The 15,016-nt window shown below is 58.1% G+C and carries 24 protein-coding genes and 1 other RNA gene; 5 read left to right on the plus strand and 20 right to left on the minus strand.

Going from position 1 to position 15,016, the window contains the following annotated elements; genetic code table 11:
• Positions 1 to 47 precede the first annotated feature (47 nt).
• The 20 genes from ACV4UY_RS14000 to ACV4UY_RS14095 form a co-directional block, all read right to left on the minus strand.
• Positions 48 to 593 carry a Rha family transcriptional regulator gene (locus ACV4UY_RS14000; RefSeq protein WP_491608201.1) on the minus strand — a complete coding sequence of 182 codons (546 nt, stop codon included), beginning with the start codon at positions 591 to 593 and terminating at the stop codon, positions 48 to 50.
• Between the two features lie 10 nt (positions 594 to 603).
• Complete coding sequence (locus ACV4UY_RS14005; RefSeq protein WP_491608202.1) at positions 604 to 1,293, minus strand: BRO family protein; 690 nt, start codon at positions 1,291 to 1,293, stop codon at positions 604 to 606.
• A gap of 333 nt (positions 1,294 to 1,626) precedes the next feature.
• A complete protein-coding gene (locus ACV4UY_RS14010) occupies positions 1,627 to 2,130 on the minus strand; it encodes a DciA family protein (protein WP_491608203.1) in 504 nt (167 codons plus the stop codon).
• Positions 2,127 to 2,438, minus strand: coding sequence for a hypothetical protein (locus ACV4UY_RS14015; protein ID WP_491608204.1), 312 nt, complete (start codon positions 2,436 to 2,438; stop codon positions 2,127 to 2,129). The genes ACV4UY_RS14010 and ACV4UY_RS14015 overlap by 4 nt, the downstream gene beginning before the upstream one ends.
• A 4-nt stretch (positions 2,439 to 2,442) precedes the next feature.
• On the minus strand, positions 2,443 to 2,901 hold the full coding sequence (locus ACV4UY_RS14020) for a Mor transcription activator family protein (RefSeq protein ID WP_491608205.1): 459 nt from the start codon (positions 2,899 to 2,901) through the stop codon (positions 2,443 to 2,445).
• Positions 2,894 to 3,367 carry a phage protein GemA/Gp16 family protein gene (locus ACV4UY_RS14025; protein WP_491608206.1) on the minus strand — a complete coding sequence of 158 codons (474 nt, stop codon included), beginning with the start codon at positions 3,365 to 3,367 and terminating at the stop codon, positions 2,894 to 2,896. The genes ACV4UY_RS14020 and ACV4UY_RS14025 overlap by 8 nt, the downstream gene beginning before the upstream one ends.
• 180 nt (positions 3,368 to 3,547) lie before the next feature.
• The gene (locus ACV4UY_RS14030; RefSeq protein ID WP_491608207.1) at positions 3,548 to 3,808 is read right to left on the minus strand and encodes a hypothetical protein; all 261 of its coding nucleotides are present in this window, start codon (positions 3,806 to 3,808) and stop codon (positions 3,548 to 3,550) included.
• Between the two features lie 23 nt (positions 3,809 to 3,831).
• An RNA gene (locus ACV4UY_RS14035) (hammerhead ribozyme type II) lies at positions 3,832 to 3,896 on the minus strand.
• A 3-nt stretch (positions 3,897 to 3,899) separates the two neighbouring features.
• Positions 3,900 to 4,196, minus strand: coding sequence for a DUF2312 domain-containing protein (locus tag ACV4UY_RS14040; RefSeq protein WP_491608208.1), 297 nt, complete (start codon positions 4,194 to 4,196; stop codon positions 3,900 to 3,902).
• Position 4,197: 1 nt separating this feature from the next.
• The gene (locus tag ACV4UY_RS14045; protein WP_491608209.1) at positions 4,198 to 4,707 is read right to left on the minus strand and encodes a host-nuclease inhibitor Gam family protein; all 510 of its coding nucleotides are present in this window, start codon (positions 4,705 to 4,707) and stop codon (positions 4,198 to 4,200) included.
• A gap of 107 nt (positions 4,708 to 4,814) precedes the next feature.
• Positions 4,815 to 5,051 (minus strand): hypothetical protein, encoded by a 237-nt coding sequence (locus tag ACV4UY_RS14050; protein WP_491608210.1) that lies wholly within the window; start codon positions 5,049 to 5,051, stop codon positions 4,815 to 4,817.
• On the minus strand, positions 5,048 to 5,401 hold the full coding sequence (locus tag ACV4UY_RS14055; protein ID WP_491608211.1) for a transcriptional regulator: 354 nt from the start codon (positions 5,399 to 5,401) through the stop codon (positions 5,048 to 5,050). Before ACV4UY_RS14055 ends, ACV4UY_RS14050 begins: the two co-directional genes overlap by 4 nt.
• Complete coding sequence (locus ACV4UY_RS14060; protein ID WP_491608212.1) at positions 5,398 to 5,952, minus strand: hypothetical protein; 555 nt, start codon at positions 5,950 to 5,952, stop codon at positions 5,398 to 5,400. The genes ACV4UY_RS14055 and ACV4UY_RS14060 overlap by 4 nt, the downstream gene beginning before the upstream one ends.
• The gene (locus ACV4UY_RS14065) at positions 5,952 to 6,668 is read right to left on the minus strand and encodes an AAA family ATPase (RefSeq protein ID WP_491608213.1); all 717 of its coding nucleotides are present in this window, start codon (positions 6,666 to 6,668) and stop codon (positions 5,952 to 5,954) included. The genes ACV4UY_RS14060 and ACV4UY_RS14065 overlap by 1 nt, the downstream gene beginning before the upstream one ends.
• 35 nt (positions 6,669 to 6,703) lie before the next feature.
• A complete protein-coding gene (locus ACV4UY_RS14070) occupies positions 6,704 to 8,914 on the minus strand; it encodes a transposase (RefSeq protein WP_491608214.1) in 2,211 nt (736 codons plus the stop codon).
• 60 nt (positions 8,915 to 8,974) lie between these two features.
• Positions 8,975 to 9,262, minus strand: a complete 288-nt coding sequence (locus ACV4UY_RS14075) for a hypothetical protein (protein ID WP_491608215.1) — start codon at positions 9,260 to 9,262, stop codon at positions 8,975 to 8,977.
• A 37-nt stretch (positions 9,263 to 9,299) separates the two neighbouring features.
• Complete coding sequence (locus tag ACV4UY_RS14080; protein WP_491608216.1) at positions 9,300 to 9,500, minus strand: helix-turn-helix domain-containing protein; 201 nt, start codon at positions 9,498 to 9,500, stop codon at positions 9,300 to 9,302.
• Positions 9,501 to 9,526: 26 nt separating this feature from the next.
• Entirely contained in the window at positions 9,527 to 9,952 is a 426-nt protein-coding gene (locus tag ACV4UY_RS14085) for a hypothetical protein (protein WP_491608217.1), read from the minus strand.
• Positions 9,953 to 10,229: 277 nt separating this feature from the next.
• Positions 10,230 to 11,126 carry a hypothetical protein gene (locus ACV4UY_RS14090; RefSeq protein ID WP_491608218.1) on the minus strand — a complete coding sequence of 299 codons (897 nt, stop codon included), beginning with the start codon at positions 11,124 to 11,126 and terminating at the stop codon, positions 10,230 to 10,232.
• 44 nt (positions 11,127 to 11,170) lie between these two features.
• The gene (locus ACV4UY_RS14095) at positions 11,171 to 11,890 is read right to left on the minus strand and encodes a hypothetical protein (protein ID WP_491608219.1); all 720 of its coding nucleotides are present in this window, start codon (positions 11,888 to 11,890) and stop codon (positions 11,171 to 11,173) included.
• A 142-nt stretch (positions 11,891 to 12,032) separates the two neighbouring features.
• Between ACV4UY_RS14095 and ACV4UY_RS14100 the strand changes: the two genes are divergently transcribed.
• From ACV4UY_RS14100 to ACV4UY_RS14120, 5 genes are all read left to right on the plus strand, one after another.
• On the plus strand, positions 12,033 to 12,482 hold the full coding sequence (locus ACV4UY_RS14100) for a helix-turn-helix domain-containing protein (RefSeq protein ID WP_491608220.1): 450 nt from the start codon (positions 12,033 to 12,035) through the stop codon (positions 12,480 to 12,482).
• A gap of 100 nt (positions 12,483 to 12,582) precedes the next feature.
• Entirely contained in the window at positions 12,583 to 12,906 is a 324-nt protein-coding gene (locus tag ACV4UY_RS14105) for a hypothetical protein (RefSeq protein WP_491608221.1), read from the plus strand.
• A gap of 661 nt (positions 12,907 to 13,567) precedes the next feature.
• Positions 13,568 to 13,858, plus strand: a complete 291-nt coding sequence (locus tag ACV4UY_RS14110; RefSeq protein WP_491608222.1) for a type II toxin-antitoxin system RelE/ParE family toxin — start codon at positions 13,568 to 13,570, stop codon at positions 13,856 to 13,858.
• Between the two features lie 10 nt (positions 13,859 to 13,868).
• Positions 13,869 to 14,204 carry a HigA family addiction module antitoxin gene (locus ACV4UY_RS14115; protein ID WP_491608223.1) on the plus strand — a complete coding sequence of 112 codons (336 nt, stop codon included), beginning with the start codon at positions 13,869 to 13,871 and terminating at the stop codon, positions 14,202 to 14,204.
• A 144-nt stretch (positions 14,205 to 14,348) separates the two neighbouring features.
• On the plus strand, positions 14,349 to 14,993 hold the full coding sequence (locus ACV4UY_RS14120; RefSeq protein ID WP_491608224.1) for a DNA cytosine methyltransferase: 645 nt from the start codon (positions 14,349 to 14,351) through the stop codon (positions 14,991 to 14,993).
• Positions 14,994 to 15,016 lie beyond the last annotated feature (23 nt).

Below are 15,016 nucleotides of genomic sequence, written 5' to 3' on the forward strand. Positions count from 1 at the left end.
AACAGGGTCAGGAAGCATCCTGACCCTTGAGTTGAAAGGTTACTGCTTCACCCGCACCCGGCCCGGCGCTGGCAGGGTGGCCGGCAGGCGGGGATGACGGGGAAGCTCTGCGCCCTGTCGGCATCCGGTGCGACGATGCTGCGTTGCGCCAGGGTCTCCATGGCGATGACCAGGCGGTTCAGCATCGCCAGCATGGGGTCGGCGCCAGATGGCTCACGGGGTTTGCACGTCTTGAAGAGTGCGCGTGTCATGGATTGCAGCTTCCGCCGCCTGTCCACCTCGTGGAACGCGCTCGCCAACTGACTGGCGAATGCCCGCGCCAGGGCGTTGTCGGGCATGCGGGCCAGGATCAGGCAGGCTTGACGCTCGATCAGGCGGGCGATCTCGACTGGTCGCGCGCCGCTTGCGGTTTCCATGAGGCACGTTTCAAACGTGACCCGTCCGAACACTTCCAAATCGGCCTGACATTGCCGAATCAAGCCGAGGACGCTTTTGTGCTTGCTGCCGGTCCCCGTGGCGATCGCCAGGGAGGTGGTGGCCGCCACGCCGTCGTGGAGGCGGACGATGGGCGGGGGGTTGGGTTGGGTCTTCATGACCGCACCATCACAGTTGACGCAGGATATAAGAGATCGTGCCAGCGCTGCGTTTGAGTTGCCTGGCAATCTGGGACTGATTCATACCCTCGGCGTGCAACCGCCGGATCTCTGCCACAGCTTCCGGGGTGAGCGGCCTGTTGGCCTGACGCTTCGGCGGATTCAACTTCGCATTCAGGATCTCGGCCCGGAAGGTCTCGGAATCCGCCAGGCGCTTCATTAGCCCGGCAAACTCCTTGGCCGGAATCTCCATCACCGCGTCCGCCCTGGTTTTGCTCAACTTCCGCCCCATCTCCTCGATGGTGGCCAACATCTTGTCGAGCATCTCCTGCACGTCCGACTGGGGATGCTGGTAGGAGCCGGTCTTGCGGATCGAGGGGAGTACCTGCCCGGCAAGCCACTTCTGAAATGGCAGAGCCTTGGGTTTGTCGGACCGACCCAGGAAAAAATAGAGGCCCTGCTCGGAAAGTGTAAGGAATTCCTGCCTTCCGCCAGGGGTCACAACGGATGTGACCCCTGTCCACTCTTCCGGGACGTGCGCAATTCGTTGCGCACCGTTCCAAACATAGTCCATCGCCTCGGCAACATCCTTGGCGATGAACCACGGATCACCGTCTACGGTGATGATACGGATTTGTTGGGACTCGAAATCGAACGGGGTGACTGCGGACGTGGGGGTGGTGTGGCATTGGGTGGTCATGCGTTTGCTCCTTCGGTTGCAAATTGGATTGCCGGAGAGTGGGCGTTATCAAGCGACCAGAACTCCGGGGGTTGATAACCCACCGAAGGTTGGGCGACCATGCCTTTAGCCTTGCGGCTTGGACATGCACATGACCCCCCCGGAGTTTGGCAAACGCGGATACGCGATGATGTCCCGCAGAAACGCGGGCACAAAAAAACGCCAAGACTGTCGGGGGCGGTGGTCCGCCTTCGGTTGTGGAGTTATCAAGCTCCGCCCTCGACGTTACCGGAACCAGACGAACGAATGCAAGCCTTTTTCGTCGCCAGCCCGTCAATCTTTCAGAATCCCACCTCATCCATCCGTGTCACGCGAGGCGTTGCGCACCATGTTGACCAGCAACAATCCCCGCACCGCCCGCCGCAAGCGTGAATCCTCGATCCCGGCGGTCAGCTCGGCGGCCCGCGCCCGCTCCTCCGGGGTTGGTGCCCGCAGGGGAGGGGGTGGAGCCGGGCGCTTGGCGGGTGCGAACTTCAACGTCTCCGTCTTGCAGCGCACAGCCTTGATCCCGATCTGGAGCTGCTCGCGCAGCGTCTGCACGATCTCCGGTGCCCGAAACGAGATCTCGGAAGCAAAGGCCGACGAATCCACCCGCACCGTGAGCGCGCCATTGGCCAGCCGGATCGGCTCGGTGTGCGCGGCCAACTCATCCCCGGCCACCCGCCGCCAGTCCCGCGCCAGCAAACAAGCCTTGCTGGTCGGATGGTCCAGCAGGGGGCCGGCAATGGCCTGCACCAGACCAGCCAGTGGCCCCTTGCTGCCCGCCCGCCGTGAATCAGGCGCGGGTGCGCGCATCATCCAGCCATTTTCGTGGCGTCACGAAAATGGTCCTGTTGGCACGCCAGGGCGTGCGCATCGTCCACCCCGCCCGCCGCGATCCGCGTCCGGCACTCCCGCCGATAGCTCTCCCCGGCGCGCAACGCCTCGTCCTTGGTGGCAAAAAGCCCGGTCGGATGACGCGCGCCTGGGAGGTGCAAGGAGAGAGGGGAGAGCAGCTTGATCTCCCCGAGATACGGCACCCATCCGGACATAGACGAAAAAAAACCTCCTTCCCACTCTGCTGTCACCTCCGAGCGGGCAAACAGCTCCAGGGTAGAGCAGTCCATGAAGTCACTCGCGTGCGTCATCTCCATCCCCAAAAAACCGATCCATCGATATCTGCCGCTCCGGAGGACGCTCCCGCCGCTCCGCCTCTTTGAGGCCAGCGCGCGGGATGATCCTTTCAATGGTCCGGAGATCCAGATGATATTCACGCGCCAGGGCCGCGAGCCGCTCGCCAGCGTCGTAGCGCCGCAGGATCTCCCGATCCCGGTTGCAACGCAGCGCCGAAATGGCCCGCGGGATCTTGATCACCTCGCCGCCGTAGATCGCGCTCAACCGTCCGGCGGCCTCGATGCCCAGCAGTTGGGCAAGTGGATGATCCTCGCACATCTTCTTGGGCACCATCACCGGCAACCCCCCGCGCTCGCGCACGAGCTGCATGGTAGCCGGCCAGCCGATCACCTCCCGGATTTCCCGCAGGGTCTCCGGCAGCTCCTCCTGACAGACCTCGTGCAGCGCATCACGCATCGCCCACCCTCTTCAGCACCCGTTTGGCGTCGAACTCCAGCGCCTGAATCACCTTGACGAGCTGCCAGCGCTCCAGCCACTCGACCCAGACCTGCACATCCAGATCGCCTTCAAAAAACATGTGCCGGGCAATGCCATCCGCATACGCCAGCCGCGCCGCCCCCTGACCGAGACGCCCGGCGTTTTTCAGCATCGCGGCGATCTTGGCCACCATGGCCTCGTTCCCCTCTCTGGGCTGTGGCCGTCTGCCCGCCGGCGGGGCCGGCTGCTCCGCCTCCTTGGGCGGGCGAGGCGTCCAGCCCAGTTTTTTGAAGTGGGCCAGCAGATCCCACGCATTCGCGGGCGTCATTTTGGTGCAGCTATCCACGCCATAGCGGTCTTGCAGCATCTGCCGATACTGCCCGTCATCGATTTTCAGCTCCTTCGTGGCGATCTTGATCTTGGCGGTCATCTCGCGGCTCAGCATCTCACCCTCCCGTTTTCGTGGCGCTCCGGCGGCGCTCAAACCGCGCGCACGTCCAATCCCAGGCCACAAGATTGGCCATTCCGACTTTGCACCACCCACCACCTGTTTTTACGATCCGGCACCAGTAGTGGCAGTGCCAGCAGATCGGCTCATCAAGCGGGATAAGGATGGTTTTGGTGGTCATTTTTTGCACAATTTTTCTTCAATCGTGCACAGCGTTCCGCAGATTTCGCTCATGTGCGTCTCAATTTCCGGATCAGACGCCAACCCACATGTCCCGAGCAATTTTGTACTGGTTTTGGAGAAGGCGTACTTCCACCGCCACGCCATGCAGGCCGAGCCGATGCACGGGACCATCACGTTCCGATCCGCCTGCCGCACCGCCTCATGCCGGGCTTGGCAACACCATTTCCCGAAGGCATCTTTCTCGGTCACATACATGGCAAATCCTCATCAATCTGGATATTCGGCTGCTCATCAGGCCAGGGCCACCACGCCCTGACGACCGACCCGAAGGTCGGTTTCGCTTGATTCACAGCTTCATGCCCAAAGCACGCATGTACAGCTCAATCATGTTCTCCTCCTCCTCGACCTGATGCGGCTCCATGGCGCGCAGCCGAATGATCTTGCGCAGTGTCTTGGTATCGAACCCATACTTTTTGGCCTCTTCGTAGATGGCCCGGATGTCAGCGGCAATGTCGAGTTTCTCATCCTCCAGCCGCTCGATGCGCTCGACCATGCGCCGCAGATCCTGACCCGAAATACCCCCAAAATCATCCGCCGGCACCAGCTCGCCCGCTTCCACCAATTTCAACCCGGAACCGCTCATCTCATCCCTCCTTCTTCAGCTCTTCTTTCTTCAGTTCATACCAGAACACATCCTTCTCCACGCGCCTCGCGCCGACTGCAGCCAGGCGCTCATCCGGCCATTCGCGCAGCACCTCCTTGTTGCACTCCTCCTTGACTCGGATCGCCTCGTAGAAAGACAGCTCCTTGAGCTTTCCAAGCACCATCGCCCAGGTGGATTTCGGGGCCGGGGACAGCTCCATGGAGCGACGGAATCCCATCCACCCGAACATCAGCTCTACCGTTTTCTTGGCATCGAAGAGCGAGGCTTTGTTATGCTGGGCATAGTTGGCCAAGCCGCTGGCAAAAGCCTCCAGACGACCGCGCAACGGTACGGTCAAGGACTCAGCTTCGGCCTTGATCTGATCGATGTCGGCATTCATCTTGGCCTCGATCAGCTCGATCGAGCGCTTGATCTCCGCCATCTCGGCCAGCGCTTGGTCGGCGTGGCTCAGATCCCGGATGTACGTAATAACAGGCTTCTCACGCGCCATCTCACCCTCCTTTCTTGCCCCAATAGGTCCGTCTCCGCGGATCACCAATCCCGATCCCCCGCATCGCCCGCAGCGATCTGGCATGCTCCATCTCGCTCCGGAACCAATCAATAAACCTGCGTAACCATCTGTTCATTCGGTCCCTCCTGTGCCCATTCACCAAAACGCCTCACCATCTCCATCTGTAGTGCTGGACGACGCTGAATAGTGATTTCGTCCACCATATTATGGGAGGAAAAATGCCCAACAAACTCAATCGCTTCTGGAAGCGAGAAAAAAACATCGACTCGATTGATCAGGTCGGGCATTCCCGAGTCAATGGTCACCTCATAGACATTTGTCATCTCGCTCCTCCCTTGCCACACCCACGGCACGCCTGCCACATCCGCACCCGCACCGGATTGGTCGCGGCAAACGGCTTCTTGCGCCATTCGTCGCACTGCAGCACCGGGATCACCCCCATCGCCGGACAATCCACTTCTTCCCCCATGAACACCGCTTTCACACAGGCTTCAACCTTGCTGTAACTGCCCTTGTATTTCGCCAGCAGCACTTGATTGACAACCGCCGTGGCGTATCCGATCTCCTTGGCCGCCCGGTTCTGGCTGCTCTCGTCGCACGCCCGCGCCAGGGTCTCGACCCAGGCCGGAAGTCCCTCGCCCCAGCTCCTTCGTGCCGTATCCAGGTTGCTCATGGCCGCCGATCCTGGCGCGGATGCACCTTGCCCGTATTCCGGTCCAGCACAGATCCGTCACGCCGCAGGGAGGGGGCTTTCCAGCCAGTATTGGCATGCCTCGGCAGGCTGAATTTGGTCGCCACGCCTGGCCTTGCCGCTTCGACCACCACCAGAATTCCGGCATGGTGCAGACCAAGGGCGTAGTCCTTGGCATCCGACTCGGCAACACCGCAGGTCGCGACCAGATCGCGCACGGTGAATACCGGCATCATCTTCATGCCCATCCAGGCGCGATCCCGGCCAGTCTGCGGCACCTCCGATCCATCCTTGCGTACCCGCGGGCGATCAACACCCACATCCCGCATCAACCAATACCCATCTCCATCAATCTCCAGATGGCCAGAACCGATCAGCGCCGCCAGATAGCTGCGAATCGTGTCCTTATGCACGCTGGATTCACCCGCCAGATCCTTGAAGGTAAACCGACGCAGGATCCGGATCAGCGCCCAAACCTGATCGCTTCCCTGGAGCTTTCGCGCGGCTTCGATCCGGGTATGCACGCTTTTCATCACCGCGCTCCTTGCCGACGCAGAGGGGTCTCGCCCGTGTAGAACGCGCGCTCACCCCACGCATCAAGGTCCATCTCGCGCCGCCCCTCCGAAATCGCCACTTCCTGGACACGCTCCAGATTGACACAGATGCGCCGCGTGGATCCCTTGCACACATGATGGATGCGGGTCAAAAGATCATCCGTCACCCGCACCCGTCCGCAGTAGAACGCCCGGAGCAGCTCCGCATCGTCCATATCCGCAGGCTGGGCGGCCACCCAATCCAGCACACGCCCATGCACGCGCTCGAACTTGGCCAGCTTCCCAGGCAACCCCTCCTCGCCGATCAACAGGATGGTGCAGCCCGGAGATCCGTCATGAATGTCCTTCACCAACCCAATAATGCCGCGATCAACCAAATGATCGGTCTCGTCGATGATCAGCGGTCTCCGCGAGGTGACCAACTGCTCGATGATCTGCCCCATCATCTCATCCAGAGTCCGCTCCGGCTCGATGCCCATCTCCTTGAGAATGGCCAACAACATCGCTTTGCGAGTCCAATAAGAGCGCGCCTCGACAAAATAAGCCTTGTACTCACCAGCCACAAAAATGGCCGAAAAGCTCTTTCCGTGCCCCGAAAACCCGTGCATGACCACCAAGCCAGGCAAGTGTTTCGCACGCGCCATGGCATGCTCCATGGCCTCGGTGACCGCGACCACGTTTTTCAGCGTGGCCACTTTTGCGATCCGGTTGTTCTCCATCTCTTCTCCCCTTACCCATGCATCGTGCGCTTGTTATAGTTGGCGAATCGCTCTTTGGTCCGGTATTCGGCGCTCGTCCGATACAGCTCGAACCATTCACGCTCCTCGCGATCGATCTCAACTCCCGCAGCCAACCGGGCCTCGATTTCTTTGGCGCGTCCATACCGCGCCTTCGCCGGATCCTCTGGCGGTGGCGGCTTGGGAGCGTTCAACTTGATCACCTTGGCCTGATACGCCTGCCGCTCCGGCTCGCTCATCACCTTGGGTTGCACCGGCTCCATGGCCCGCAACGCCTCGCCAGCCGCTTGCAGGGCCGGCGTTTCGTGCGTCTCCGCCGGTGCCTGGAAGGCAACCAGATTGCCGTTGTCCGCGCGCCCCTTGGCGATGATCGCATCGGCGATCTCGTGGGGCTGGACGCTGCGCTTGGCGGATCTCAATTGCTTGCGGGCCTCGGCGAGCTTCCTGGCCTGCTCGGCCTTGGCTTTGGTGGCCATCTCGGCCCGATCCAAGCCAGCCCGATCCTGATTCGCCGCCTGACAAATGAACCGCTCATGCTCGACATCGAACACCCAGATCCGCCCCATGTCGTCCGGATCCATCCGCACCATCACCTCCTGGCGGGTGTAACGCGGATCGGACAGGGCACTATCCCAGAACCAGGCGTCCTCAACCCGGATCCCCTTGCTGGTGACCGTGCGGATCCCGGCGGCCCGGCCTCCGGAGGAGGGCACCGGCGCCAACAGCAGATCCAGCTTGCGCTCGTCATCGATACGCCGGAGCGTGCCGGTGTATCCCGTGAAGATCTGAAACGGCGATTTGCCACGCCGCTGCGAATCCTTGAAGACATCTTTCAGCGGTTGGTGATCGCGCACCTGGGCCAGCCAGTCATCCAGCCGCGCCTGCAACGCGTCGCGGGTCAACTCCACCGCGTACACCTCGCTGTCGGACTCACCAAGACGATCCGCGAACGCCTTGCGCTCCCGGATTTTTTGCCGATCCGCCACCGAATGGCCGACATAGCCGGGCAGCAGACTGATAAACTGATGCTGCACCACCTTGACGTGCGCCTCGATCGTCCCTTTCTGCTCGGGCCGATACGGGCCGCGCACGTCGTGCGTGATGCCCAGATACGACATAGCCCGCTCGAACTCCTCGCTGGTGAAATCCGATCCTTCGTCCGTCCGGATCACCTCCGGCACACCCCAAAGCGTGAGTGCGCGCCGGATCAGAACCAGCGTGGCACCGGTTTTGGCGGTTTTGGTCACATGACAAAGCATCCGACGGCTGTAGAGGTCCACCAAAACATAAAGCTGATACCGCCCGTCGGTGAGCAGCAGATCCGCAGGTGAGGCGTCGATCTGCCACTCCTGGAGCAGCCGCTCCACATGCTCATCCTCATCCCCGAGGGACAAGGCAAACCCGGAGCGCCACTTGTCCGGATTGGTCTCCCGGATGTAGACCGACTTGTTGCGCTCTTTCCATTGCGCCACCCACCGTTGCAGGTTGCGCACGCTCGGGACCGGTCGGCGCACTAATGATCCGTTCTCGATCACCTCCACCTGCTCGCCGATCTCCGCCAACAGCGCGTTGCGCAGCTGCTGGCCGCTCCAATGCGGCGTTTTGAGCACCATGCCGATCACCTTGTTCCTGATCAGCTCGCACTGGTCGATCAACCCCTGATCCCGCCGGTTGCCATACGCCCCGGCCAGCGCCGCCAACGCGCCATCCCCCTCCTGATCCCGCGCCTTGCGCCAATTGGCCAGCGTCGCGACACAAAGCGTCGGACACATGCCGCGCACCCACGCCGGGATGGCCAGCACATGCCGCTGGCCATCGAAATCACCAGCCCCGGAATAACCATCCTTGCCGACCGGCACCATCGCCCCGTAGAGCACGCAGAACAGCTCCATGCCGCGCACCACCGGCAGATTCCCCTCGGCACGAAACCGCTCCCACGCGCCGAGGATGTGCAACTTGGCATCCCGCCGCAGCGCGGCCTTTTTCTCCGTGCCTGCCTCGGTCTGCCGCGCCGCTGCCTCGATCTTCTCCGCGTCCATCGACGTGGAGGAGGGGGCAGCCTGCTTGTACTCATGCACCGCCAACATCGTCCGCCACGGCTCGGGCGGCAGATACTCCCACCCGCCGCCGCGACCCTGCCGCGCACGGCGTGGCCAGGATTCGCGGTCGGCGAGATCGATTACGCCTTTTATACTGGTCGGCATCTTGGTTATCGCAAGATTACCGGCCAAGTACGCAAGCTCTTTGGCGGTGTAAGCGTTCATTCAAAGATTGATGACATAACGGTGATTGATGATGGTCCGCGTATTGGTAACTTCCTGCTCGTTCGCCCATTTCATTCCGAGCAGATCCTCGAACAGTTCGTCAATCAAGTGATCCACGATTTCAGCACACAAGGGCGCATCCTCCCCTAGCAGCGACCGCTCTGCATCAAGACTCAAACAACCCCATTTTTCGCTCCACGCGCGCAGTGATGACCCTCGATTCATCAAAGCTCGTTCGACGTTTGTGCGTAACTCAACACCAGGTTTGAATAAATAATGCGCGTACACTGATTTTCTCCTTCATGAGGCGGTGTAAGTGTTCATGTCAGGCCGACTTGGGCTGATCAGCCATCCGCTTCATCAATCGCTCCGGAATAGCCAGAAATTCCTTAGGGCACCCACACATCAACAGATGTTGCAGCACCATGAGATAATTTTCCCTGCCGTGGATGGTAGCGCTGACATGCGGTGCGGCAATCCCGGTAGCCTCGGCGATCGCACGACCCGTGATCCCTTTCAGCAGCATCCAAGCCCGAATCCTGCGTCCGTCTCTCACCCGTCGATCTGCATTTCCAGCCTTCGCAGTCGCCGACGCTCCGTCTTGATGCGCTGCTGGGCCTTGGCCATTTGCAGCAGCAGTACGTCCTCGCCGGTGATGACCTCGGCCTCCAGCGGCGCCAGCATCACCCGGTACGGGTCCAGATTGCCCGTCACCCGGCAAAAGATCACCAGGGCCTTGAGCGGGATCATGCGATCCTGTTCTTGTGGATTGAGCCATTTGTCTAACATATCCTCCGTGAGTCGCGCGGCGCTGCCGCTATTGAGCTTTACGCCGCTTCTTCCCGCCAACCTTTCCATCTCGTCCACGATCTGGGCACGGGACAAACCGCTCTTCTTGGCGGCGAGCTGCATCGCCTCCTTCACCGCGTACTCCACGGACAGGCCGGGAGTAAAAAGACTGAGCTGTTTTCCGTTCACGCCAACTCGCTTTTATTGTTATTCCAAAATGAGTTAAAAATGGTCCGTCTCGTGGACCAGTCGATCACCGCCCCGCCGAGGGAGACGCACGCCAGCCGGAGAACGGGCTGATTGAAGCGGTCGGTGATTGCCGGGCTTTTTCGGGAGTTACCGGCTTGCCCTCGCCATCCTTGGCTACATCCATGAGCGGTATGGATTCCGCGACCTCCCAACAAACAAAGAGGTTTCGCCGTCTCGCGGCTCGTCAGGCGGTCAAACGGACACAGAGGTATGAGTTTCAAGACGCCTTCATGGCCAACATGTAATTCGAGAAAACCTTTTCCTGCACAGCGCGAAGGATGAAGGACTCCAGGGGAACCATCTCTTGCGCGGCCTGCACCCGGGCCGCTTCCAGCACCTTCAAAATCTCTTCCGAGGAGCCGGCCAGAAACGACGGGACGGGCATGGACCAAGAGGTCCCGTTCATGATCTGGAGTGGGTCGGTCGCGACGCGGGATTCCAGGGTCTCGGCGATCACCCCCCCCCGGATCTCCTGGGGCGGGTCCGACGCGGCCACCTCCTGAATCTCCATGGGAGCAGACGCGACCGCAGCTTGCGCGGATTGGTTTTTTGCTCTCTTTTTTTCGGCGTAATTCGCTTTGGCGTAGCACTTAGGACAGATTCCCTTGGTGAGGTAGCGGGCTTCTTCCTGGCAGCTTGGACACACTCTAAGCAGCGGCGTGTCGGCTGGAGCGTCTGTCATGGTCACGGGTATCTCCTGGGATTGGGTGTTGTTCTGATTCCGTTTGGCGCTTAGCCTCGCCCGTTCGTAGCATGCCGCACACAGCCCTTTGATAATCCGGCAATGCGTTTTCTGGCATTGGGAGCATGCTCTCATCGGATCGGTGATGGACGGGATGGGCTGCACGGTCACGGGCGTTTCCGGTTCTGGAGTGACCACAGGGGCGCACTGTTTTTCCCGGCACTGCTGGGGGTGGCTCTTGTGCCGGCGTTGACACGCCATGGGGAACAAATGCGCGACGGTCACCGGACAGAAGAGCATGTCGAAATGATAGGTCGGGTGGTTGAGGTGTTCGATCATGATGTGCTCCCCAACTGCTGTTTCAGCTTGGATTTCTCGGTGCTGGCGCCGACTTCCCTGGGCCTCCATGCCCGCCATGAGCTTGACTCTCATCTGTGAGAGGGTCCGACGAAAAGCGGTCCGTCAGTCGCTCTCCTTTAAGCATTCACAACCCGGAAATCGATCACCCAGACCCATGGATTTTCATCCCACCAGTTTCCGCGCTTGGCGTTGATCCTGTTCCACAGATCCAGGAAAGCCTCGCGCCGCGTATTGAACCAGGGATCTAACCAATCAGCTCCATCCGCGGTGGCGTCGCGTTCGGAGATATCTTTCAGTCTTTCGATTCTGATGTTTGTGATTTCGAGCAGGATGCGCGACACCGAGCGTGGCATATGGATGGATGGGAGCCATTTGCTTTCGTCCGGGTCAGGGAAATCGGCTTTGTAGAGGGAGGTGCCTGTCGGCGGACACCCGCAATCGTCCAGGTGATCGCATTCATCTGCTCTATTGAAGCGCCTCCAAGCCTCACGTACCCACAGCCGGTCACCGGGTTTTCCGTAGGGGCAACAAAAGAGCGGCTGTACATGCGTGACAGACAACGGTTTTCCGTCGGGTCTTGCTTTCGTCAGATCAAGTGCCGTGGTTTTGCCGAGATAGGATCCGCCATCAATGAACAGTACGGACGATGGGCCGATTCTCCCATCCTTGACCACCCGCCGCGTCTGCGTCTTCCTGCCATCCAGGATCGCCCGGACCATCTCACGCGAAAAAAGGATGGGGCGCTCTTTGATGGTGTCCACGCGAGGCGAGGAAATAGACATCGCCGCACTGGCGTTCTGTTCGGTCTTTGTGGGTTCCGACTGCTTCTTTCCCATGTCCGCCTCCGCTGTCCCACCATCTCCCGAAAATGGACATTGAGATGTGGGGTGGGTGTGGTAAAGTCTGGTTACTGGTTACGCTGCATTGGGGACAGAATATTCCCGAACGGGAAGATAGGTCAAAGAAAAATGTTGCCGAATGGAAATATTTTCTGAAAGGTTGCGCGAGGAGCGCAAACGGCTCGGTCTGAATCAGACTGATTTTGCCGCTATAGGTGGAGCAAAGATTGGCTCACAAATCAGATACGAGTCTGGTGAGAGATTGCCTGACGCTGGATATCTGATGGCTATTGCCGATGCTGGAGCTGATGTTGGCTACATCTTGACCGGCAGACGTTCTCAGAATCGCGGACTCGAAGGGAACTCCGACGTGAGCGCCGAGGATGTGCTCGGGGTGGCACTTGTGATTGAAACCGTGCTGCGCAGGGAAAGGGAGGATCGCACACCTTATCAGAAGGTGGCTATGTATCGGCTGGCGTGCGAGATGAGCACTCCAGAGGAGCGCAAGGCGATGGTGGAGGCGATGCAAGCCGGGGTGTGTGTCCTGCCGATCTCAATCGCCAGACTGTTTGAATTCAAAGTTGAGTAGTCAAATAATTCAATAGAAATCAAACAGAAAGATAAGGTGTTGGTAATTTTTTGTCGATGCGTTATAACCATCAACGCTTCGACCGAAAAGGAGTCGCGCCATGTCGTACCAGCATCACCCCTCCCAGTTCTTCCGGATCACTACCTCCCCCAAACCAAGATACAGATGGCTTCCCGTGGCCGCGCTCGTGACCACCCTGACTGTCGGATCCTGGTTCGCCTGGAACCTTCATCGTCCGATCAACCAGGATCAACAGATCATATTGTCAAGTCTGGTGGCCACCACGTCGGCACGCTCCGGCATGTCGCGTCAAATGATCTGGAGCGGCCTTCACAAACGCTTCGACATGCGCCGCGTCGGCCACCTCAAGCAGGGCGATTTCGATGCAGCAACGGCCTATTTGACCTCCATTCCGGCGCCATAAACACCCACCTCCGCCCGGCTATCCGGGCGGACAATTAAACTTTAAATCATACAATATTAGATATCATAAGGCACGCAAAACGGCTTGGTTTGTGGTATGTTTTGGCTTGCATTCAACGCATAAAATACTGAAACATATGAATATTTTGAAACTTTTACCTGTATGGCGAACTTTTACCTTTTGGTAAAAGTTCGCGGTGCCATCCTCGCAACCATCATTTGCAACTCATTGTTAAATCAGACATTCAATTTTCATCCGCGCCACGCTGTTTCCGTCCCGTCCGCCAAATTTCTAAAACCATCTGTCGCGCCTCTCCTCCCGCCCCGCCGCCCTCCACCCCGCCTTTCTCCTTCCCCATCAACCCCGCCCAGTCCCACCCCATCCCGCCCAGTCCCACCCCACCCCATCCCACCCCCCCGGATTTCTAACACCATCTGGCGCGATCCACTGCCCGTAAACCCTTCCCCACCGTTGCTCTATCCGGCTGAGCTACGGGGACAAGTTCCTCATCCCTTGAATGGCGGCGGTTCTTGCCTCCACCGTATCCATGCAGGTGTTCCTGGATTTTTTTCAATACGTTTGACGTAGTACGTCTCTATAGGCTACTCTACCAACGAATGATGGATGACCACCAGGGACAGAAGGGGGCGTAGGCTGTCCAATGACTGAACCAGCAAAATATCGGGACAAGAGGACGGAACGGTTTGCATCTGGTGAACGTGTTCGAGAGTTCCAGGCGTTCGAGGAACAAATCAAGAAGCGGTTGGTCATCCTGGACAGTGCCGTTTCACGTCAGGGACTGATGCTGTTGCCAAGCAATCGCTTTGAAGCCCTTGAAGGAGACCGAAAGGGACAGTTCAGCATCCGTATCAACCAGCAGTGGCGTGTGTGTTTTGAGTGGCCGGATGGTGCCCCGAAGCCATACAACATTGAAATTGCCGATTACCATTGAGCGAGACACCATGGACACGACCGAGAGAAGGCCGATATACCCAATCCATCCAGGTACGGTACTGGCTGACGAGTTGGAAGAGCTTGGAATGAGTGCTGCTGACCTTGCAAGGGCCATCCACGTCCCCTCCAACCGGATATACCAGCTCATTGCTGGTAAACGTGCCATGACGGCGGATACCGCCATTCGGCTGGAACAGTGGTTAGGGGTAGAGGCAGCGTTCTGGTTGAACCTCCAGAAGACTTATGAACTGGATGTGGCCATGGCCGAAAACGGAGAGCGAATCAGAGGGAGCATCATCCGTCTCAACCGGCAGATTCAAGCGGATGTGGTCTGTCATGCATAATAGTAAGAATCATTCTAAGGCTTCTCTAAATATTGACTTGACGCTGCACACAGATACGCCAAAATTGAAATATAGCAAACATCAAAATGAGCCAAGCAAAAAAGCACAGAGAAGAGTTCTCTGTTTAGATAAGGAAGAAAATCCATGAAAATCGTTTCTCTGTTTTCAGGTGCAGGAGGCCTAGACCTTGGATTGATTCAAGCAGGCCACCAAATTTTATGGGCAAATGATATAGATGCAGATAGCTGTGCAACATATAAAAAAAATATCGGAGGTCATATAATCTGTGCTGATATTTCCAATATAGGAATTGAAAATATTCCGCACAGTGAAGTTATTGTCGGTGGTTTTCCATGTCAAGGTTTTTCAATGGCAAACATGCTAAGAGATGTTGAGGATGAGAGGAATAAACTATATATGCAGTTTCTCAAAATAGTAAACAATAAAAAACCATTATACTTTCTTGCTGAAAATGTAAGAGGCATATTGAGTTTAGATAATGGTAATGTTATTAAAAAAATTGTAAATGATTTTTCGAGTGCCGGATATAGAGTTAGATATAAAACTTTCAATACAGCAGATTTTGGCGTGCCACAAACAAGAATAAGAATAATAATTGCTGGCACTAGGGAAGATTTGCCTACAAAAATGGATTTTCAATTCCCAGAACCAACGCATGCAAAAAAAGATTGGGTTAGTGTGTCTGAAGCTCTGCAAGGGATTCCTGAGCCTGATAGCGAAGATTCAACGATTATCAAGGCTCCTCGCTGTTTCACGTGGGTAGGGTGAAGTTTAACTTGCCCCCGATGAGG

This window comes from Candidatus Magnetaquiglobus sp. (genome assembly GCF_058402785.1).